Annotated in this window: 13 protein-coding genes and 1 pseudogene; 7 read left to right on the forward strand and 7 right to left on the reverse strand. The window is 60.6% G+C overall.

What is annotated here, in order from left to right:
- Window positions 1–15 precede the first annotated feature (15 nt).
- The 4 genes and pseudogenes from DHV10_RS26305 to DHV10_RS28455 form a co-directional block, all read right to left on the reverse strand.
- Window positions 16–1,878 (reverse strand): tetratricopeptide repeat protein, encoded by a 1,863-nt coding sequence (locus DHV10_RS26305; RefSeq protein ID WP_109489403.1) that lies wholly within the window; start codon window positions 1,876–1,878, stop codon window positions 16–18.
- A gap of 1 nt (window position 1,879) precedes the next feature.
- On the reverse strand, window positions 1,880–2,917 hold the full coding sequence (locus DHV10_RS26310) for a tetratricopeptide repeat protein (RefSeq protein ID WP_109489426.1): 1,038 nt from the start codon (window positions 2,915–2,917) through the stop codon (window positions 1,880–1,882).
- 213 nt (window positions 2,918–3,130) lie between these two features.
- Window positions 3,131–6,469 (reverse strand): TonB-dependent receptor domain-containing protein, encoded by a 3,339-nt coding sequence (locus DHV10_RS26315; RefSeq protein ID WP_476703846.1) that lies wholly within the window; start codon window positions 6,467–6,469, stop codon window positions 3,131–3,133.
- Window positions 6,470–6,484: 15 nt separating this feature from the next.
- Window positions 6,485–6,811: pseudogene (locus DHV10_RS28455) on the reverse strand (carboxypeptidase-like regulatory domain-containing protein); the annotation flags it as partial.
- A gap of 879 nt (window positions 6,812–7,690) precedes the next feature.
- Between DHV10_RS28455 and ogt the strand changes: the two are divergent.
- Window positions 7,691–8,230, forward strand: a complete 540-nt coding sequence (ogt, locus tag DHV10_RS26320) for a methylated-DNA--[protein]-cysteine S-methyltransferase (protein ID WP_109489405.1) — start codon at window positions 7,691–7,693, stop codon at window positions 8,228–8,230.
- Between the two features lie 206 nt (window positions 8,231–8,436).
- Here the strand turns inward: ogt and DHV10_RS26330 are convergent, their stop codons facing one another.
- Window positions 8,437–10,317, reverse strand: a complete 1,881-nt coding sequence (locus DHV10_RS26330; protein WP_109489407.1) for a CRTAC1 family protein — start codon at window positions 10,315–10,317, stop codon at window positions 8,437–8,439.
- 210 nt (window positions 10,318–10,527) lie between these two features.
- Here DHV10_RS26330 and DHV10_RS26335 point away from each other — a divergent pair, with 210 nt between their 5' ends.
- The 5 genes from DHV10_RS26335 (at window position 10,528) to DHV10_RS26355 (ending at window position 16,876) form a co-directional block, all read left to right on the forward strand.
- Entirely contained in the window at window positions 10,528–12,240 is a 1,713-nt protein-coding gene (locus tag DHV10_RS26335; RefSeq protein ID WP_162601924.1) for an amidohydrolase, read from the forward strand.
- A gap of 427 nt (window positions 12,241–12,667) precedes the next feature.
- On the forward strand, window positions 12,668–13,447 hold the full coding sequence (locus tag DHV10_RS26340) for a DnaJ domain-containing protein (RefSeq protein ID WP_162601925.1): 780 nt from the start codon (window positions 12,668–12,670) through the stop codon (window positions 13,445–13,447).
- 250 nt (window positions 13,448–13,697) lie between these two features.
- Window positions 13,698–15,218, forward strand: a complete 1,521-nt coding sequence (locus tag DHV10_RS26345; RefSeq protein WP_162601926.1) for an ATP-binding protein — start codon at window positions 13,698–13,700, stop codon at window positions 15,216–15,218.
- Between the two features lie 78 nt (window positions 15,219–15,296).
- Window positions 15,297–15,653 carry a ComEA family DNA-binding protein gene (locus DHV10_RS26350; protein WP_109489411.1) on the forward strand — a complete coding sequence of 119 codons (357 nt, stop codon included), beginning with the start codon at window positions 15,297–15,299 and terminating at the stop codon, window positions 15,651–15,653.
- A gap of 209 nt (window positions 15,654–15,862) precedes the next feature.
- Window positions 15,863–16,876 (forward strand): hypothetical protein, encoded by a 1,014-nt coding sequence (locus DHV10_RS26355; RefSeq protein ID WP_109489412.1) that lies wholly within the window; start codon window positions 15,863–15,865, stop codon window positions 16,874–16,876.
- Between the two features lie 55 nt (window positions 16,877–16,931).
- Here the strand turns inward: DHV10_RS26355 and DHV10_RS26360 are convergent, their stop codons facing one another.
- Window positions 16,932–17,636 carry an aspartate/glutamate racemase family protein gene (locus tag DHV10_RS26360; protein WP_204101541.1) on the reverse strand — a complete coding sequence of 235 codons (705 nt, stop codon included), beginning with the start codon at window positions 17,634–17,636 and terminating at the stop codon, window positions 16,932–16,934.
- Window positions 17,637–18,011: 375 nt separating this feature from the next.
- Here DHV10_RS26360 and DHV10_RS26365 point away from each other — a divergent pair, with 375 nt between their 5' ends.
- Window positions 18,012–18,782 (forward strand): hypothetical protein, encoded by a 771-nt coding sequence (locus DHV10_RS26365; protein WP_162601927.1) that lies wholly within the window; start codon window positions 18,012–18,014, stop codon window positions 18,780–18,782.
- Window positions 18,783–18,939: 157 nt separating this feature from the next.
- Here the strand turns inward: DHV10_RS26365 and DHV10_RS26370 are convergent, their stop codons facing one another.
- Window positions 18,940–20,646 carry an alpha-L-fucosidase gene (locus DHV10_RS26370; protein ID WP_109489414.1) on the reverse strand — a complete coding sequence of 569 codons (1,707 nt, stop codon included), beginning with the start codon at window positions 20,644–20,646 and terminating at the stop codon, window positions 18,940–18,942.
- Window positions 20,647–20,972: the final 326 nt, after the last annotated feature.

Here is a 20,972-nt window from a genome sequence, read left to right on the forward strand (position 1 = left end):
GCTCCGGCGGCCCGTCTACTGCGCCTTCCCCAGCTCTGCTGCCTTCGCCCGCTCGGCGCGAGCCTCGTCGGCCCGTCCCTGCCGGTCGTACGCAATCGCTAGTTGCGCATGCGCCTCCGCAAATGTCGGATCAGCCGCAACCGCCTCCTGATACCGTCCGATCGCTCCAGCGACATCGCCGCGCAGCATCTGCTGATTCCCGGCATTCAGCGCGAAGTTCGCCCTTTGCCTGCTCACGGCCGTCCGCGAAAGCTCCGCTGCTTCCTTCCTGTAGTCCGCCGCCTCGCTCCGCAGCTGTTTCATCTGTGCGCGCAGCGTTTCCGCCTTCGCGTGATCGCCTGCAGCTTCAGCCGCGTCCGCCTGCTGGTTCAGATTTCCCGCCTGCTCCGCCAGAACTCCCGCCAGCGTCACCCGCGGCCCCGGTTGCCCCGGCTGCAGCGGAATCGCCTTCCTGAGCGCCTCCGCAGCCTCCGGCAACCGCGAATCCTGCTTCAGCGTGCTTCCCAGAATCGCCCACGCATCCCCGTTCTCCGGCCGCAGGGCCACCGCTTTCTTCAGTTCCGTGACCGCATCATCCAGCCGCCCCAGCTGCATGTAAAGAATCCCCAGCGTGTACGGCGGATCCTGCAGCTTCGGATCCATCTCGCCCGCCTTGCTCAACTCCGCAACCGCCTCATCCGTGCGGTCCTTGAACTTGTACGCCAGCCCCAGATCGTAATGCAGCTGCGGATCGTTCGGCTCGAGTTCCAGCGCCTTCTTGAAATCGCCGATCGCGTCGTCGAACGCAGACAGCTGGATGTGGCAAACCCCCAGGTCCTTATAGACCACCGCGTCTTTCGGATTTTCCACCAGCGCGCGCTTCAGGTACTCCAGAGCCTCCTTGCCCTTGCCTGTCAGTGTCAGCGCCAGCCCCAGATTCGTCAGCGCCATCTCGCTCTTCGGCTCGCGCTCGATCGCCTGCTCGAACCACGGCACCGCCTCCGCCTGCCGTCCGAGCCGCTGCAGCGTCATCGCCATCTCGAGTTGCACGCCCGGCGTCTTCGCATCCGCCTTCTCCGCTGCTTCAAACTCCTTCAGCGCATCCTCATCGCGACCCGCGGCTGCCAGCGTACGTCCGGCTTCCATCAGTACCGACGCATCGGGCGCCTCCGCATTCATCGCCGGCGCCAGCGTGTTCAGCGCCCCCTGCAGATCCTTCTGAGTGCGCTGCACTACCGCAAGATGTACACGCGCCTGCATGTAGGTCGGATCCACCTCCAGCGCATGCTCGAAGCGCTTCTGAGCCTCGTCCCACCTGCTCTGCTGCGCGTACAACGTACCAATCGCATCCGAAATCTCCGCGCGTGGCCCCGTCAGCTTCTCCTCTGCCAGAAACTGCGCCTCCGCTGCGTCCGGTTTGCCGGCCTTGGCCAGCGCTCGCCCATACGCGTCGTAAAACGGCGCATCCAGCCCCGCTTGCTCTGGCTGCTTTGAAATTGCGTCCGCTGCGCGAAAATGCGGAATCGCCTTCGCCGCCTCTCCTGCCTGTGCGTACGCCATCGCCAGGTTCGACTCGATCGCCGAATCTCCCGGCTTGATCCTGGCCGCCGCCTCGAACTCCTTTGCTCCATCCAGCGGCCTGCCCATCTCCGCCAGAACCGTTCCCAATGCCTCGTGCCCCTCCACGATCTGAGGCTGCAATCGTACGACTTCTGCAAATTGCTGACGTGCAACCTCCAGGTTGCCTGAGTCCCGCGCGGTCGCGCCTGCACGAAACGCCGCATCTGCCCTCTTGATCGCATCCGCAGCCGGCTTCGCCGCTTTCTGTCCGCCGGCCGCCAGTGCTACTACCATCAGCCCGAACCCAGCCCAGCTTGCTCTCTTTGAAACCCGGCGCACTCTACTTCTCCGCCGGCTTCGGATCGTTCCGGTGTTGCAGATCCACCACCATTTTGAACTCGCGATTCGCCTCCGCAAGTTGCCCGGTCGCCTTATACGCCTGCCCCAGCAGATTGTGCGTGATGTAATTCGCTGGATCCATCTTCACCGCGCGGTCGAGATACTGCAGCGCCTGAATCGGCTGCTTCATCTTCAGAAAAGTCTCCCCCAGCAAAATGTACGGCCCCGTCGATGTCGGCTCCAGCAGCACTGCTCGATTCAAACTCTGCTGCGCCTCCGCATATTGACCGCTGCGCAGATACGCATCGCCCAGCCGGTCGTAGAGGTCCGGGTTTAGCGGATTGATCTTCTTCTCCGCTTCAAACTCCTTGATCGCGCCTGCTGCGTCGCCGCGCGCCAGCGCCACCTCTCCCAGCAGCTCATGCGCTAAGGGAAGCGCCGGGTTCGCCGCCAGCGCCTTCTCCGCCTCAGCGCCCGCCTGGTCCCGCAGCTCCCTTCGCAAAAACAGGCGCCCCGTCAGCAGATGCGCCTCGGCAGACTCCGGCTCGAACCCATACTGGCTCGCAAACGCCCGCCGCGCATCGTCGTACCGTTGCATGTCCGCGTAGCACAGCGCCAACACATAGTTCGGGTCGACATTTGCCCCTTCAACCCCCGTACGCGCCTTCTCCAGCAACGGCAGCGCCTCCCGCGTCCGCCCCATGCGGAACAGGCTTACACCTTGCATCTCGAGCGACTCGTGATCATTCGGGTCCTGCTCGGCCGCCTTCGCAAAGGCCGCAACCGCCTCCGGAAACTGCGCGCGCTGGTAGAGGATCATGCCGCGCAGTCGCTCAACCCCCGCCGGCTCCGGATTCTGCGCCGCCAGTTCATCCAGCTGCGCCATCGCCTGGTTCACCCTGCCCCGGCCCGCCAGCTCTTTCGCCGACTCATACGTCGCACCGCCAGAAGCCCCCGCCGGCTGCGGTCCCCCACTTTCCTGTGCCTGTGCCCCAATTGCGGCAAACAAAAACCAAGCTACTGCAATTACGCGAATCATCTTGGGTCCGATCAATTCAAGTTTAACTCTCCACAACTTCGACTTGTCCTGGCCGCATACAAGACCGCGGGTGCCCCATGTCTCCTGGTGTTGGAGACGTGGGAGACAATGCTCTTGCCCGCGCGACCCTGCCGGAACAAATGTCCGGCTTCAGACCAGAAAAGAAAGAGGGGAGCCGAAGCTCCCCTCAGGTTTTGTTGCGGCTCCTTCGCTCTAGAACTGAATGCGAGCGGAGAATTCCAGCTGGCGCGTCGGATACGAAGACGGGCCAGTGCCACCGATATGGCCGGTTCCAAAGATATTGCCATCGGGGTTACCTGGATTGATGTGGTTGAAGGCATTGAACGCATCCATACGGAACTTCGCCACCCACGACTCGTGGATCGTGAAGCCCTTCGTCAGCGCCATGTCCGTGTTGAAGAATCCCGGTCCGCGATAGGTGTTCGCACCGACATTTCCAATCACGTCAAGCCCAGGGAACGAGAACAACTGTGGCTGCGGTGTCCAGAGATCGCGGCTGACCGTTCCGCCGGATACCTTCGCCTTCGTCAGGTTGGTCTTGATGTGCCCGCTTGTGTTCGGACGGCAAGGTGCTGACGATCCGCCCGTGTTGTGGTTGCAGTCCTGGTTGTTGCCGAAGCCGCCGCCCATGTTCACGCTGTAGGGCAGACCGTTGGCAAGGTTCAGCACGTACGACAGCTGCCATCCACCGATGATCAGGTCGCTGGCCTTGTTGGCGTTCTGAGCAAATTGCTTGCCGCGGCCGAACGGAAGATCGTAGCTGCCGTAGCTCACAAGTTGCTGCGAACGAACGTTGCTGTCGCGCTGGTGCGTCACGTGGTGATCCCAGGTCCAGTAGCCGCCCTGGTCTCCAAACGCATTCGCCCACTGATAGTTGGCATTCAACGCCAGACCCTTGGCGAACGTCTTGGCAATGGTTACCTGTAGAGCGTCGAACTCGGTGTTCAAGTCGTCGCTGTAGTAGGAGATGCCGTTCGTCCAGCCGCACTGTCCAGCCTGCAGGTTCGGGTCGCTGTCCGTCTTCCGGAGGCTCGCGATGTCGATGTAATTCGTATCGCGGCATGCCGGGAGCGAACCAGCATAGTAGCGCTGCAGCAGACGCGAGTTAGAAACTCCGCCGTCAGGAGCGATACCGCTGTTGGTCGAAGAGATCGCCGGTGCGCTGGGATCCCAGTGCAGCGTCTGTCCATTCCGGGAATACTGACCGGGCAGGAACAGTGCCGCTTCGTTCGGGTTGGTGTTGTTGTTGTCGCCGTCACCCAGCGTATGCGTGCCCTTGTTGCCCACATAAGCGATCGTCAACGAGGTGGTAGGCGTAATGGCGCGCTGAATCGCAAGATTCCACGCGTCGATCGTCGGGAACCGCAGCGGGTTCGGCCGTGCCTTCGGGTTCACAGCATAACCCTGGGCCGGCAGAAGGCCGCTCGACGGAGTCTTCGGGAAGACGAAGGCCGGCGGTCCCTGGTCCATCGTGAATGCATACCCGGTGCTGTTGGGCGAATTCACGCTCTGGTTTGCCAGTACCGGAAGGTTCTGAGTAACCACGTGTCCGAAGATCGATCCGAATACACCCGTATCGAAGCTCCGTCCGTAGCCCGCGCGAACCACCGTCTTGTCGTCGATCTGGTAGCTTGCTCCGATACGCGGATCGAAGCCCTTCACCTTCTGGATGGTCCAGCCCATGTCGCGTGGAACCTGTCCGATTCCGGCAACGTGCATGTAGCCATCGTTGAGGTTCATGAGCGAACCGTTGCCCGGGCCGTTAACCGACTCTGGGAAGTAGAGCTCCCAGCGCAGGCCGAGGTTCAGGGTCAGGTTCTTGTTGACGCGCCAGGTGTCCTGTCCGTAGAAGAACGTCCTCTTCTGGAACTCCTTCGCATTGGTTGAAACCGAAACGTAACGGCCGAAGCTCGTCACATCGCCGAGTACGAAGTTTGCCCAGCCAAGTCCGTTTGTGCCGTTGTTCGAGGTCGGCCCGTTGTTGCTGAAGTTCAACTGTCCTGCACGGTCCGTATCCGAGGGTACACGGAGGTTCCGGCCGTAGCGCAGGTCAACGCCCACCTTGAAGGTGTGGTTGCCCTTGATCATCGTCCAGTTGTTGACGATCTGCCCCTGGTCTTCCTTTTCAGTAAGCGGGCAGTTGCAGCGGTTGATTCCCAGGCCGGCGCCGATGTTTGCATTGCCGCCGCCGTTCGCGCTGATCACCCATCCCGGCGCGCCGGAGGTGAAGTTGTCGCCCAGGTTGATACCCGGGATGCCGATCGTGTTCGCGAACTGCACGCCCTGGTCATACTTGGTGTCGATCACGTTGTAGCGGTAGTAGCCGAGACGGAAGTCCGTCAGCAGCGTCGGGCTGATCGCAAAATCCATGCCGATCGCCAGGCTGTCGTTGGCTCCCTTTGAGTTGCCGCCGTAGTTGCCAAGTCCAAATCCCGGACCGCCCGCATCACCGAACAGCACCTTGCCCGAAAGCGTGTCCCAGAACCGCGAGAAACGCACAAACGCATGCGTCCTCTCAGTGATGGTGACATCTTCACGCGTGGTCCAGGCGTTGCTGTTGAACAAGCCCGTGCCGCCAGCCGAGTAGTTGTTCTCGATCGACGACAGCCCAGCAGTGCCCTGGTTAGGCGTAAACGACTTGAAGTAGGCCAGCAGGTTCTTCGCCTGCGTGGATACCAGCGCCGCCGGAATCACGTTCGCCGCGTAAGCTGCGTTGTAAGCTGCATTGCCGGTGTTGTTGGTCAGCATCTGGCCCTTGATGTTTCCATTGGCCGCATAGACCTTGGCATACTCGCTGAAGTCGCATCCCGGAATTCCGGAAGGACCAACCGCGGTTCCAAGGCAGGTGCTTACCAGGAGTGCCGTAGGCACCGTTCCGGTGGCCGTCGTTCCCACCTTCTGACGCTGCGATTCCCAGTTGAAGAATGCAAATGCCCGATCCTTCTTGATCGGTCCGCCAATCGATCCGCCGAAACGGTTCTTCAAGCCCGGAGGAATCGAAGGTTGCTGGCCGTGTGCCTTCTGATACTCATCCGAAGGCTGGCTGAACGGGTTGCGTGCCAGGTTCGCGTTGCCCGTACGGAAGTCGTACGCGCTGCCGTGAATCTGGTTCGTGCCCGAGCGAGTCTGCGCGGTCACAACCGCCGAAACCGCCTTGCCCAGCTCGGCGTCATAGTTCTGCGTCGTGATCTTCGTCTCCGTCACCGCGTCCAGCGCCGGATTGATGACGATGATTCCAAGAATCGGATCCTGGTTGTCGGTGCCGTCCAGCTCGAAAGCCGTTCCGCCGAATGCCTGGCCGTCAACCTGAATCTGCTGCGAACCCTGCGGGTTCTCATCGGCTGCGTGCGACCACCCCAGGAGCTGTGCGCCCGGAAGCAGAAGCTGCAGGTTCGTGAAGTTCTGGTCGCCGACCGGAAGGCTCGACACCTGCTGCTGGTCGAATACGGTGGCCACATCGGCCTTCTCCGTCTTCAGCAGCGGAACCGACTCCGCGTTGACTTCAACTGTGGTTCCGGTATCTGAACCCACATCCAGCGTGGGGTCGATGCGCGGCGCTGTGTCTACGAGGACCTGAATGCCTTTCGTCTCGAATGGCTTGAAGCCCTTCGCGACGACCTTCAGATCGTATACGCCCGAGATCAGGTGCGCGACGCTGTAGTCGCCGGACCCGTTCGAAGTCACGGTCACCTGGGTGCCCTTGGCTTCGTCCGTCACCGTAATCGTGGCGTTCGGTATGACAGCCCCGCTCTTGTCCGACACCGTGCCGAATACCGATCCGTAAACCGATTGGGCACTCGCCGTGACAACGAGGAGCGAACTCGCGCAGGCAAATACTGCCAGCACAAGTGCTGTGCGTAGGAACTTGTTCATGCGGTCTCCTGAAAAGTTTGCCGTTGTTCTCTTATCTCAACTTATGGTGGTTCTGCCGCCTGGCATTTCGACTTCGGCTAGTCGGCTTGCAACGCTCGCCTGTCGCATTGACCGGATTGCTGTCCGTCGCCGCTCCTCCCGAACACAAATAGGGAGCGATAAATTTAGAGACTCCGGAGCAAACGAAACCTTACTGAAAACAGCAATCCCCTGTCAATGTGAAATCAAAGAAAACATTGAGAGAAAAGGCCTCATTTCGATATGACATTCCGGGGAAACCTTTACTCGCCTCAGACGCCCCGGCGCGCTATCCCGCTCCCAGAGTCCCATCGCCCCCTAAAAACTCCATATAAAGCGATTTACCTCCAAACGAGCCTCCCGGCCCCGGCCCCGGCCCGCTCCAGTCGCCCCCCATTTGCCTCAATCCCTTTCGTGAACTCGATAAGACAAATGGATGCCTAATACTCGTATTTGATATATCATTGTAAGAAGCGCCTCGCCGCCGTCCTGCGATCAATCCTTGAACAATTTCTCCACTTCCTGATTGCTTCTTTACTCAACCAAATGGTTGATTCTGAATAACCTTCCTGCCGCCACTCCGGCGCCTCAAACAGTCCGGCGTCTCGCGCGCTCGCTGCCCAGTGTCACCCGGCGCCCCGTGCCCATGTCCCGGCCAACGCGACGATATCCGCCCGAGTATCACTTCGGCATAACAATTCCCGCCCGGCATCGATGTGCTCTTTTGATCGCATCGACAGAACCACTTGTCTTTATGCTGCATTCCCAGGGGCTCCCCCCGACGGGCGGTCGAAAACTTCAGCACCGCAGAAATGCGAGAATGCGAAAGCACGCCAAATCCAGAGGAGATGCAGGTGCACTATGCCAACACCCGAGTCGCCCTTGCACTTGCTCGTTGACGTCCTTGCCACTCCCATCGGAGCCATGACCATCGCCGCCGATATCGATGGAAACCTCCGCCTGGCGCTCTTTACCGAAGACCAGCCCGTTATTGAACGCCAGCTCCGCCTCCATTACGCGAAGACCGGCTTCAATCTCGAACGGGCCCGAAATCCGCACGCGCTCAGCGATGCCATCTCACGCTACTTCGCCGGAGATCTCGCTGCGATCGACACAATCCCGGTCGCCACCGGCGGCACCTCATTCCAGCGCAAGGTCTGGCAGGAGCTGCGCAACATCCCATGCGGCGCTACCACCTCATATGGCGAACTCGCTCGCCGCATTGAACACCCCAGCGCAGTCCGCGCCGTCGGATCAGCCAACGGCGACAACCCCGTCGCAGTCGTCGTCCCTTGCCATCGCGTCATCGGAGCCAACGGCTCATTAACCGGCTACGGCGGCGGCCTCGATCGCAAGCGCTGGCTCCTAGACCACGAAACCCGCCCCACCCGCCTCTTCTAAATCCCGCAACCATTCAGTTGCAGTTCCAAACGCCGGGGTGCCCCATGTCTCCCGTTGTTGGAGACATGGGAGACCAGCACCTTTGACGTGTGAACACTCGGCAACTCACAACTGACAACTGGCAACTGGCAGCTGGGAACTGGGAACTGGCAGCTGGGAACTGGCAACTGGCAACCGGCCACCGGCTACTAGCTACCGGCTACTAGCTACCGGCCCTTCTTCGCCCCCACCAGTGCCTCGTTCTTCAGCACCTTCCCGCCTTCTTCCACCACATACAGCCGGTTCACATCCAGTTCCTTCAGCGTATCCACCGCGCCCGAGGGCCATCGAATCTCCACCGCATCCACCTTCTTCGCCTCGCCCAGCCCAAAATGAATCCGCAAATCGCTCGCCGAGTAGTACCCGTTGCACGACTTCACGTCCTCAATCTGCGTCAGCGCCGGTACGTTCTTCCCGCCGACATACCCGGTCCCCGTCTGCGCCGTCACCTTGATGCGCGCCCCAATCCCTGTCTTGTTCGACTTCGTCCCCACCAGCCGTACCTTCACCCAGCTTCTGTTCAGCGTCGAATCGCAACGAAGCAGTTGCGGAATCGCATTCACGCAATTCACCACTGCATCCAGATCTCCGTCGTTGTCAAAATCCCCCACAGCAAACCCGCGCGCCTTCGCATCCGTCGTGATCCCCGCGCCGCCGCCCATGCTCACATCTTCAAACTGTCCCTGGCGCAAATTGCGATACAGATACTTCCGCTCCGCGTACGCTGCATCCACCTGCGTCCCATCCACCTCGGGATACACATGCCCATTCGCCACCAGAATGTCGAGCCACCCATCATTGTCGATATCGATAAAGCTCACGCCCCATCCCAGCAGCCGCGTATTGATTCCCAGCCCCGCCTGGTATGTCTTGTCATCGAACGACCCGTCGCCGAGATTCATATACAACGAATCCGTATCGCCCGCAAAGTTCGTCTTCACGATGTCCAACATCCCGTCGCGGTTGTAATCACCAACAGACACACCCATTCCTGCCTGCGGCTTCCCATCTGGCGAATACGCAATCCCCGCCTCGATCGCCTGATCCTTGAACGTCCCATCCTTCTGATTCACGTAGTACGTCGCCGAAGTCGAATCATTCGCAACGTAGATGTTGGGCCACCCCGTATTGTCTAGGTCCGCCACCGCGCAGCTCAGGGCATACGTCCCCAGCGTCCCCCACATCCCGGCCTTCTCGCTCACATCCTCAAACGTGCCATTGCCCTTATTGCGATACAGAATGTTCTTTCCGCCCTCCAGCCCCGGCGGCCCGCACGCAACCGTGATGCCCTTGTACGTGCAGTTAGCATCTTCCGGCAGGGGCGTCGTCTTCAGATCCAGATCGATGTAGTTCCCCACAAACAGATCCAGATGTCCGTCCTTGTCGTAGTCCAGAAACGAGCATCCCGAGTTCCACCGCAACCGATCCTGCAGCAGCCCCGCTTCCTTTGTCACATCGGTAAACGTCCCATTGCCGTTATTCCGGAACAGCGAATTCTGCCCGTAGTAGCTCACGAACAGGTCGTTCCATCCATCGTTGTTGTAGTCGCCCACGCAGCACGCCTGTCCCCATCCCGACCGCGCCAGGCCCGCCTTCACCGTCACATCCGTAAACGTGCCATCGCGATTGTTCTTAAACAACCGGCACACCGGCTCCTTGCCTTTGGGAAATCCCTCCAGCCTCCAACCGTTCACCAGAAAGATATCCAGCCAGTCGTCCTGGTCGTAGTCAAAGAACGCCGCCCCGCAACCCGTCGTCTCCAGCAGATACTTGTTCCGGTGCTCTCCGCCGAAGATCATCTCCACATTCAGCCCGGCTTCCTTCGCCACATCCACAAACTGCACACCCAATGGAGTTCCCGTAACCGGCGAAGGCGGCCCCTTCGGAGCAGGCCGTGTCGGAGCCTCATACGACTGCCGCGAGCTGCCTTTGGGCTTCTGCGCCTCCTGCCCCAGCAGCGGCCGCGCCAGGCTCAACACATCCTCGAGCGATAAAACCAGTGCAGTCCTCGACAGCGACTTCAAAAACCCGCGGCGGCTAAACGACAAAGCTCTCTCCCAGCGCACATCGCGCCCAAATCCCGAGTATATCGACGCCGCTCCTTCGCCAGCGTCCTCCTCATAACCACACCAAAAAGCCACGTTGATGATCTGGAATCGAAACGGGTGCCACCGGTCCCTCGCACTCTGGACCGGCGAAGGATACGGCCCACCTCACCCCTCCTGTAAAACTGAATACAAACCACCAGAGGTCCCCGCGTGCTCTCAGATCTCCGCGTCTTCGTCACCGCAGCAGCCATACTCTCCTTCGCCACCTGCCACGCCCAACACGTCGACCGCATCCTCATCAACGGGAAAATCTTCACCGAAGACGATGCGCATCCCCAGGCCGAAGCCCTCGCCATCTCAGGAGACAGAATCCTCGCCGTCGGATCGACCGACCAGATCAAATCCCTCGCCTCTCCCGACACCGCAATCCTCGATCTCCACGGCCGCCTCGTCGTCCCCGGCTTTCAGGACTCGCACCTCCACTTCCCCGGCAAATCCGTCAACGAGATCGACCTCCACTCCGTCGAAACGCTCAGCGACTTCCAGCAGCAGCTTGCCGCCTTCGCCAAAGCTCATCCCTCCCTTCCGTGGATCACCGGCGCGGGCTGGGGCTACTCCGCCTTCCCCAACCAGACCGTCGACAAGAAGTACATCGATGCCGTCATCTCCGATCGTGCCGTCTACCTCTTCGAGCGCGATGGCCACATGGGCCTGGCGAATTCAAAGGCCCTCGCTCTCGCTGGCATCACCGCCGCCACGCCCGACCCGCCCAACGGCCACATCATGCGCGAACCCAACGGCGAGCCCACCGGCGAATTCAAAGAGGCCGCGCAGGATCTCATCGCCAACAAAATCCCTCCCTCCACCCCCGACGATCAGTATCAGTCTCTGCTCCAGCACATGGACGAAGCCGCGCGCTCGGGCATCACATCGGTTCAAGACGCCTACACCAGCCTCGAGACCTTTCCCGTCTTCGAACGCGCCGCCGCTGCCAACGCCCTCAAGCTCCGGTTCCGTTTCGCTCCGCCCATTCTCCCCCTCGAAGGCGGCGCTCCTGCAAAGCACAAGCTCGAGAAGCCCCTTACCGAATCCGACCTCTCCGCCTACCGCAAGCTGCGCGACACGTACCACGGTCCGCTCCTGAAGTTCGGCGCCACCAAGGGCTTCCTCGACGGCACCGTCGACGCCCGCACCGCCGCCATGTTCCAGCCCTACGTCGGCGGAGGCACCGGCATTCCCTTCTGGGAGCAGGATGACCTCAATCAGGTAGTCGCCCTCTACGACAAAGAAGGCTTCCAGGTCATGCTCCACGCCATCGGCGACAAGGCCATCAACATGGCCCTCAACGCATTCGAGTACGCCGCCAGAACCAACAACACCACGGGCCGCCGCCATCGCATCGAGCACGTCGAAGTCCCCTCGCTCTCCGATCTCCCGCGCTTCAAACAGCTCGGCGTCATCGCCTCCACCCAGCCCATGTTCGCCAGCCCCGACGCCACCGTCCTCGAAAACTTCGCACCTCTTCTTGGACCCGATCGCGCCTCGCATGCCGATTCGTTCAAGATCTTCGACGATGCCGGCGCCGTGCAGGCCTTTGGCAGCGACTGGGGCGTCTTCCCCTTTGAGCCGCTCCCCGCCATCTACACCGCCGTTACGCGCATGACGCCGAAAAGCACGCCCGCCGGCGGCTGGTATCCCGCAGGCCGCATCTCCGTTGAAGCCGCACTCCGCCACTACACCCGCGACGGCGCCTACGCCAGCTTCGACGAAAACATCCGCGGAACCCTTGCACCCGGCAAACTCGCCGACTTCACCGTCCTCTCCAAAGACATCCTCACCATCCCGCCCGCAGAGATCCTCACGACCAAGGTCCTCCTCACCGTAATGGGCGGCAAAGATACCTACCGCGACAAAGACTTCTAAACTCCAAAGCGGTGTCCCAACAGATGTGCCCCATGACGTCATCGCGCCGAAGCGCGCCGTCTCCGGCCCCGCCCTCCTCGCGCCAGAGCGTCGGCTTCCAACCCTGATCTGCCTTTGTCTCCCCAGGCATCAATAGCACTGATGACTGAGAACTGAAAACTGACAACCGGCTAGTGGCTACTGGCTACCGGCTACTGGCTACCGGCTGCTGGCTACTGGCTACTGGCTACTGGCTACTGAACTCTCCCCCAAAAGCACCACTCTCCTACAACGCGTCACAGGCTCTGAACCCGCGATCTCCCGCCTTAGTCACCTGCTCTCCCATTACGCGTGGAGTCCGCTACCCAAATCGGGTGATTGCTGCACCCCCATGCATCAATGCAAGATTCCCTCATACCACAGCAGCAATCTGTCAGAGGATTCACCAATGCTCGAAGCGACGAAGAGTTTGGATTACTACGAATTTCTCCAGATCAGTCCCCACGCGGATTTCGAGACCATTCACCGCGTCTATCGCTACCTGGCATCCCGCTTTCACCCCGACAACCCCGACACGGGTGATCCAGAGAAGTTCTTCCTTCTCAAGTCTGCCTACGACGTGCTCTCCGACCCCGAGCGCCGTTCGGAATACGATCGCGAGTACGAGAGCGAAGAGCCCGTCCGCAATGTTCCCCTCTCGCAGGCTGTCGACTTCATGGACCAGGTGCAGGGCGAGCTGAACCGCCGCCTCGCTGTCCTCGCCGTCCTCTACTACAAGCGCCGCTCCAACCCCTATAACCCGCAGGTCAGCCTTGCTGAAATCGAGCACCGCATGGGCTTCCCCCGCGACTACCTCGACTTCACCACTTGGTACCTCACCAAAAAGGGATTCGTCACAAAGGCCGACAACTCTGACTTCGCTCTAACTGCTGAAGGGGTCGACTACATCGAGAGCCAGCGCGCCCGCATCCCCGTGCTCAACCGCCTCCTCACCTCCGGCAACATCATCGCCAAGGCGGAGATGCCGCAGGGTGGCATCAAGTTCGATCCGGCCGCTGCGAATCTCACCTCAACCTCCACCGCCATGGTCGTCCTTCCCGATAACCGCAAGATCAACGATCGCCGCATGAACAACCGCGATCGCCGCCAGGGCGCACCCGATTGGCGCAACGACAAGTTCGATCGCCGCAAAAACTCCCGGCGCAACGAAGACCAGCGCCTGAACTAACCACATCCAAAACTCACCAGTAAGAGGGCGCCCATCAGGCGCCCTCTTCGTTTCTGCGGCTTCGGATCTCTACTCCCTCGTCCCCTGGTACCCTCGTCCCCTCGAAGTACACTGTTGTCCAAGGCGCCGAGATCCATGCTCCACTCGCGCGATCTACCCTTGAACTTCCCCTGAGGGCGAGAGTCGGAGTATGGGCCGAACACAATCCGAATCAACCCACAGCGCTGCCTGGCCACATCTCTCCGGAGAAATGTCCGGCCGCATTCGCGACTTCGACTGGGCGGCCACCCCGCTTGGCCCCATCGACTCCTGGCCCACGACTCTTCGCAATACGGTAGAGTTCCTGCTCAGCTGCGGATTCCCCACCACGCTCCAGTGGGGACGCGATGCGGTCCTTCTCTACAACGACGCGTACATTCCGGTAATCGGCACCCGCCATCCCGCCGCGCTCGGCCATTCCATCTTCGAAACCTTCCCCGAAATCCGCGAGACCTATGAGCCTCTCTTTCAACGTGTCCGTGCGGGCGAAACCGTGGTCCTCGAAGATCTCCCCTACCGCTACGTGCGCGACAACCATCCCATCGACACCTGGTTCAATCTCTCCTACAGCCCGGTTCGCGACGTGGATGGCAGCGTACAAGGCGTCCTTGCCATCGGGGTCGAAACGACAGCACGCGTGGCCCTCGAACGAACCCAGGAGCTCTACCGCACCCTCTTCGAAAACATCGACGACGGCTGCATGATCATTGAACAGCTCCCAAGGCGCCCCGACGGCCTGCGCGACTACCGCTACATCCTCACCAACCCCGCCAGCACCGCCATGTTTGGCCTTCCCAACCTGGCCGGCAAATCCGTTCGCGACACCTTCCCTCAAGAAGACGAAGAGTGGTACGACCACTACGACCAGGTCATCAAAACCGGCCAGCCGGTTCGCTTCGAACGCGCCGCTTCATCGGTAGGCATGGTGATTGAAATGTTCCTTGCCCGCATCGGCGAAGCCTCCGACAAGCGCCTTCTCGTCCTCATGCGCAACATCACCGAGCGCCGCCGCGCCCAGGAAGCCCTTCGCCAGTCGGAAAAACTGGCCGCCGTCGGCCGCCTCGCCAGCTCCATTGCCCACGAGATTAACAACCCCCTCGAAGCCGTCACCAACCTCGTCTATCTCGCCCGCGCCGGCGCAGTCTCCCCCGAAACGGCCTCCCTGCTCGATCAGGCTGACAAAGAACTCCGCCGCGTCAGCCTCATCACCACGGAAACCCTTCGCTTCCACCGGCAAACCTCGCAGCGCTCCCTCACCGACATCGCTCAGCTGCTCGACTCCATCCTCATCCTCCACGAAAGCCGCCTCGACCAGGCACGCATCACCACCGAACGCAAATACCGCCCGCACCCCGAGATCCTCTGCTCGCCCAACGAAATCCGCCAGGTTCTCGCCAATCTCATCACCAACGCCATCGAAGCGATGGCCAACCTCTCCTCCCCGCGAACGCTGAGCATCCGTCTCCACGCCGCCACCGATCCGCGCTCCGGAAAGCCCGGCATCATCCTGGTCATCGGCGACACTGGATCGGGCATGGCGCCCATGGCTCAGGCGCGCGCGTTCGAGCCCTTCTTCACCACCAAAGAAGCCACCAACTCGGGCCTCGGCCTCTGGATTACCCGCGAAATCCTCGACAAACACCAGGGCCGCCTCCGTTTCCGCAGCCGCCAGTCTTCCGCGTATCGCGGAACCATCTTTACCCTCTTCCTCCCGGCCGACCCGACCAGTTAGGATGGTCCCGCTCACCGGCACGCTCTCCGCCGGCCATCATCCCGGCATCACACATCAAATAGCAACAAGGAGACATCTATGCGCCTCGGACGTTTCACTTCCGTAATTCTCGGATTGACCGCCTGCTCGCTACTCAGCGTCCTTCCCGCCACTGCCCAGTCCTCCTCGGCCAAGACCACCGCAAAGTCCTCGGCCAAATCCTCGCAGACCACCGCCGCCAAGACCGCCACCAAAACCGACCTGGTCGACATCAACTCCGCCTCCGCCGATCAGCTCAAGGCGCTCCCCGGCATCGGCGACGCCTACTCCGGCAAAATCATCGCCGGCCGCCCCTATGCCAACAAGACCCAGCTCAAAACCAAGGGGATCATCCCCGCCGCCACCTACGCCAAAATCTCCAGCATGATCATCGCCAACCAACCCCCCAAGAAGTAGCCGTCAAACAGCGGGTGCCCCAGGTCTCCTCTTTTGGAGACCTGGGATCAGACCACTCAAGTTTTCCCCATTCCACCCCCAAATCCCGACCCGGCCCACTGAAGGCTGGCATCTGGAAACTGGCAACTCCTGGTCCATTACCTCAGTTCCCGCCCACCCCCGCTTCGCCTTCCCGCTCACCTCGATCCGATTGCTACGATCGAAGCACCATGTCCCCAAAACCAGCCGTTTCCTCATGGCTTGGGCTCTTAGCGGCAGCGCTTGCGCTCGTTCCGTCAGCGCACGCTCAGACTCTTACTGCTAACGCTTCGCCGACCGCTCCGCCGCTGCCCAACTCGGGCGCAGTCACCTCCGCCAGCCGTCCTCGGCCCGTTGCGCAAAACCCCGTTTCTCCGTGGGACTTCTCGCTCAACGAAACCGTGCAGCGCGACTCCAGCACCGCATGGTCCGACATCCTCACTCCCAGCCTCTCGCTGCGTCCTGACCGTCACGCTGCCATCGTTGCAGCGCTCCCGTGGTATCCAACCGTTGCCGCCTATACCTCCACCACTTCTGGCGGGACCACAACCACCACACTCGGCCAGCATCGCAACGTCCTCGGCGACGCCAACCTCACCGCAACCGCCGGTGGCAGCCAGGGCGACTTGAACTTCAACGCGGGCGCAGCTCTCGGATTCCCCACTGGTGATCAGTCTCTCGGCCTCAGCGCCGGCCAGACCACCTGGCACCTCGACACTCACCTCGAATACTCCGCAGGACCGTTCACTCCCGATATCGAAGCCGGCATCGGCAACTCGTCAGCCTTCGCCTCGCGCACATTCCGCAAGTCCTACACCGCCGTCGGCCGCATGGCCAATTTCCAGGCCGGCACCAGCATCGACCTTCCCGCGAAGCTCTCCCTCGACCTCGAAGCCTACGAAGCCATGCCCATCCAGACGCAAAGTCTCTTCGGAACCATCAGCCGCCGCAACAGCCACGCCGCCGTGCATGGTCATAGCAAGAAGACAGCAGTTCAGGGCGCGACCGGCTCCGGCGAAGACAATGGCTTCAACCTCGGCCTTGAGTACCCGCTCACCCCAAAGCTGACGCTCGCAGCCGAGTACGACGACAGCATCATCCAGGCCGACAACATCGTCGCTTTCTCCATCCGCTGGAGTCTGCACGGCGCAAAATCACCCGAAACCACCGCTCCCGCAAGCCCCATCGCCCATCCCGGCCAATGAAAATCTGGGCGCCATCAACTGAGAACTACGAACTGAGAACTAAGAACTGTCCTTCTCACACCTGCGCCGCCACCGCCCTCCGCAGCGCCGCCCACGCCAGCAGCCGCGTCGAATCCAACACCGGCAGCGGCGAATTCCGATTGCTGATCACCAGCGGAATCTCCGTGCACCCCAGCACCACCGCGTCGCAGCCCTCATCCTTCATCCGCCGAATTACCAGCTGAAAATACGTCACCGACTCCGGCCGGAACACCCCATACACCAGCTCATCCATAATGATCCGGTCGATCTCCCGCCGCTCCTCATCCGTCGGCCGCACATGACCAATCCCGCGCGCGCCGAGCTTCTCCGGATACACCTCGCTCTGCACCAGCCACTTCGTCCCCAGAAGCCCCACGCGCTGATACACGCGATCCACCGCCTCATCCGCCACCACCTCGGCAATATGCAGCCATGGCAGCGGCGACCGCGGCTCCACCAGCCCCATCGCCTGGTGAATCGTATTGTCCGGGCAGATCAGAAACTCCGCCCCCGCGCGCTCCAGCTTCCGCGCCGAATCGAGCATCAGCTCCGCTACGCCTTCCCAGTCATTCCCATCCAGACACTCCACATACGCCGCAAGCGAATGCGTGTGCATCGTGATCTCCGGATGCCCATGCGGCCCCAGCACCTGCGCCCCCTTCTCGCAGATCGTCCGATAGCACAACGAAGCACCCTCTGCCGAACACCCCACAATCCCGATATGCGCCGACAAAATCATCCCCCGATTCTACCCATCTAGAACCGATCCCGCCTCGCAGCCAGAAAACCGGCAGCCACGACTTCAACCCACCCGCGTCCCGAATCAACAAACGTCAGGGCACGGCTTTAGCCGTGCCAATAAGCCCCGCAAAACGACGTGGTCCTCAGCCCTGCGGTGTTGCTTCCGCCGCCAACACGCAAATTCCCCATTCTCCTTCGCACAATCACCGGTGTACACTTCGGCCCAACCAAAGCTCTTGCAATTCAGGTCCCCGCCGTCCCCCAAGGCTCCGCCTTCCCCCGCGTCGTTGACCCGACCCCGCTCGCACCCATGCCGTCGGTGGGCAAGCGAGATCAACTCGTCGCTGAACAAACCAAAACTGGAGGAACGAAGATGACACGCAGTCTGAGTAACGTTTTGGTGGGACTCCTGGGTCTCGCTTATCTCACCGCCCCTGCCCTCGCCCAGTCGCAGGAGGTCAAACCTAAACCGCCCATGTACTCCTATGTCGCCAATTGGCAGGTAGCCCGCGCCAACTGGCCCGACCTCGAAAAATCTACCGCTCCCATCGCGGCCCTGATGCAGAAATCAGTCGATGACGGAACCCTCGTCGGCTATGGCGACGACACCACCCTCGTGCATACCGCCGACGGCGCCACCAACGACACATGGTGGTCTTCCATGTCCCTGGCCGGCATCATCAAGGTCCTTGAACAGGCCCGCACCTCCACCGACCCGCACTCCGCCGCTCTCAACACGGCTAAACACTGGGATCACCTCTGGGTCAGCCGCTACTACAACTGGAAGCCCGGATCCAAGAAAGGCGCCTACACCTGGGCCTCCGATTACAAGCTCAAAGAGTCCGCCTCCAACGACGACCTCGATGATCTGTCGCAGCGCTTCATCGTGCCGCTCCTCGAGAAGCTCTTTGCCGACGGCCACCTCATCGAATACGAAATCGACACCCTCGCCGTGCACACCAACGCACCCGGTGAATTCTCCATTGTCATGATTGCGCCCACCCCCGAAGACCTCGACGTGGTCCGCGCTGCCATCTCTGCCGCAGGCAAAGAGCATCCACTCGCGCTCCAGGCATTTGGATCCCTGACCGAAGGCAGCGGCCACCGCGACGACCTCGCCAAAACCAACGCCACCTTCAAATAAACCCAATCAACGAAGCTGTGTCCCACTCATCGCGCAGCCTCACCGCGCGATGAGTGGGCCGGCCGCCCCGTAACCGGCATCTACTCCACTCAAACCGTCTCCGATGCACAACACTTCACACCAGCCAGTCGGGCCTCACTGATTTCGGTCTCTATTCTCACATGCGCAGAATGGATTCCCAGAGTCCGTAGTAGGTGTCCGCATTTGTCTTCAGTCCCGATATCTTCAGCACGAATGCCTCATGAGGTTCCGTAACTGCGGACAGGCTCACGACGAGTCCCGACGCATCCTGCTTGAATTGCTGCGGACCTCCTCCGAGCATGGTCACAGAGCGCACGGACCCTGCGGGACCACCCTGCGGCAGCGATGTGATCTTGACCTCAGTCCCTGTGCTCTTGCTCATCACGATGGCGTAGAGGGTGTCTTTCTTCACCGTGAAGTAGATGTGGTCGTCGCCTTTCTCCTCGAACCTTGTCCACGCGTGCGTATCGTAGATCCCCTCTCCATTGGTACTAAGCCATCTGCCGACGGCTAGGAGAGTATCCTGCTGGTCCTGAGGGATGGTCCCATCTGCTTTAGGCGAGACATTGAGAAGCAGGGTGCCGTTCTTGCTCACTGTATCCACCAACCACCCGATCACGGTTTCGGGTGAATTGGCCTTCAGACCCTCCACATACCCCCAACTGTTCGTGCCGATTGGCCTGTCCACAACCCACGAGCCGTTGCGAATGCCATCCGGCGGCCCACCTTCGAAATCCAGAATTGAGGCGATTGTCTTCGTGTTCGTTCCGGAGGGCGCGAACGCTGCTTTCTTCGTAGTGAATGAGACTTCTTTACCCCAGCTCTTGGCGCGGTTGTAGTAGTAGGCGGCAAGCTCCAGCTTCAATGGATCGATGTGCCGCTGGTCGACCCCGTTATCGAAGTAGATGAGGTCGGGCTGGTATTTGTCGATGAGTTCAACATTGCGCTCATACCAGTTCACAAGGAAGCGCTTCATCGCGGCGTTACTGCGGTCCGCGTAGTTGTAAAAGTCCGCCCACTTGGGATCGTACAAATCGACCTTTTCGGCCTTCATTTTCTCGGCCAGTTCGAGTGGAGGGTTGATGAACTCGAAGTTTTCGATCCCGTGGTTTGCCACACCCAGCTTCATTCCGTGCTTGCGTACGGCAACAGCGAGCTCGCCGATGATATCTCGCTTGGGGCCCATCTGCATGGAGTTGAACGGCGTCACTTTACTGTCCCACATCGCAAAGTTCTCATGGTGCTGAGCGCCCGGCATCACGTATTGTGCGCCTGCCTTCCTGAATAGCGTTGCCCACGCATCGGCATCGAAATGCTCCGCCTTGAACATCGGGATGAAGTCTTTGTATCCGAACTTCTCCGGTGGCCCGAAGTGCTGCGTGTGCCATGCGCGAGTACTGTTCGGGCCGTCATTGACACCCCGGGCCAGATCGTTTCCACCCAGCACTTTCAGTACGCTGTCGTCCCCGCCCGCATACAAGAACTTCTCGTACCATTCATTCCCATGCGCCGGCACCGAGAAGATGCCAAAGTGCATGAAGATGCCGAGCTTCGCTCCTCTGAACCAGGCCGGAACCTTGTAGTTCTCCTCGAGCGACTCCCATGTCGGCTTCACCGGACCCGGAGCCATTGGCGTGGGGATCTGCTTGACAGCCTCCTCCACCACACGCTGGCTGGTCTCCGGCGCCATATCGAAACCCAGACTGTTCCCACCCTCCCCAGCACACTGCGCTCTCAGGTATGACGAAGAACTCATCAGCACTGAACAGAAGATCGCCAGAATCGCGAACCGCGCCGCTCCCAGGCAAAGCGCGGGATACCGATATCGAATGAAGGTGCTCATATTGCGGTGCCTTTCTTGAGCTGTGAGCAGTACACGCTCTGCATGTGATTTTTTTGGATAATGGAAGTCATCGAACGTCTGAGCAGGTGGCTGTAATTGGATTACAGGAACAACAGAGTCATGATGCCGAAATCCTGCGCCTTCGTCCCATACCTCTGACCGGAGGAAGTTAGTGATGGCTGCAATCAAATGCCCCCGCTGAATACAAGGTTATGCCCCCCACCTGTAGCGGCACCGAGTACAACTCATTGGCCTCAGTGTACAAATAGCCGACGATAGGACAGTCGCGCGCAACAGTTCGCTTCTCCGATACAGAGTGTCATTCC

The organism is Occallatibacter savannae (assembly GCF_003131205.1).
GTDB lineage: Bacteria > Acidobacteriota > Terriglobia > Terriglobales > Acidobacteriaceae > Telmatobacter > Telmatobacter savannae.

What these genes read in the sequence shown, in the direction of transcription:
- DHV10_RS26310 (WP_109489426.1), bottom strand. Translation starts at nt 2,917, where the DNA reads ATGATTCGCGTAATTGCAGTAGCTTGGTTTTTGTTTGCCGCAATTGGG.
- ogt (WP_109489405.1), top strand. Translation starts at nt 7,691, where the DNA reads ATGCCAACACCCGAGTCGCCCTTGCACTTGCTCGTTGACGTCCTTGCC.
- DHV10_RS26340 (WP_162601925.1), top strand. Translation starts at nt 12,668, where the DNA reads ATGCTCGAAGCGACGAAGAGTTTGGATTACTACGAATTTCTCCAGATC.
- DHV10_RS26345 (WP_162601926.1), top strand. Translation starts at nt 13,698, where the DNA reads ATGTCCGGCCGCATTCGCGACTTCGACTGGGCGGCCACCCCGCTTGGC.
- DHV10_RS26350 (WP_109489411.1), top strand. Translation starts at nt 15,297, where the DNA reads ATGCGCCTCGGACGTTTCACTTCCGTAATTCTCGGATTGACCGCCTGC.
- DHV10_RS26355 (WP_109489412.1), top strand. Translation starts at nt 15,863, where the DNA reads ATGTCCCCAAAACCAGCCGTTTCCTCATGGCTTGGGCTCTTAGCGGCA.
- DHV10_RS26360 (WP_204101541.1), bottom strand. Translation starts at nt 17,636, where the DNA reads ATGATTTTGTCGGCGCATATCGGGATTGTGGGGTGTTCGGCAGAGGGT.
- DHV10_RS26365 (WP_162601927.1), top strand. Translation starts at nt 18,012, where the DNA reads ATGACACGCAGTCTGAGTAACGTTTTGGTGGGACTCCTGGGTCTCGCT.
- DHV10_RS26370 (WP_109489414.1), bottom strand. Translation starts at nt 20,646, where the DNA reads ATGAGCACCTTCATTCGATATCGGTATCCCGCGCTTTGCCTGGGAGCG.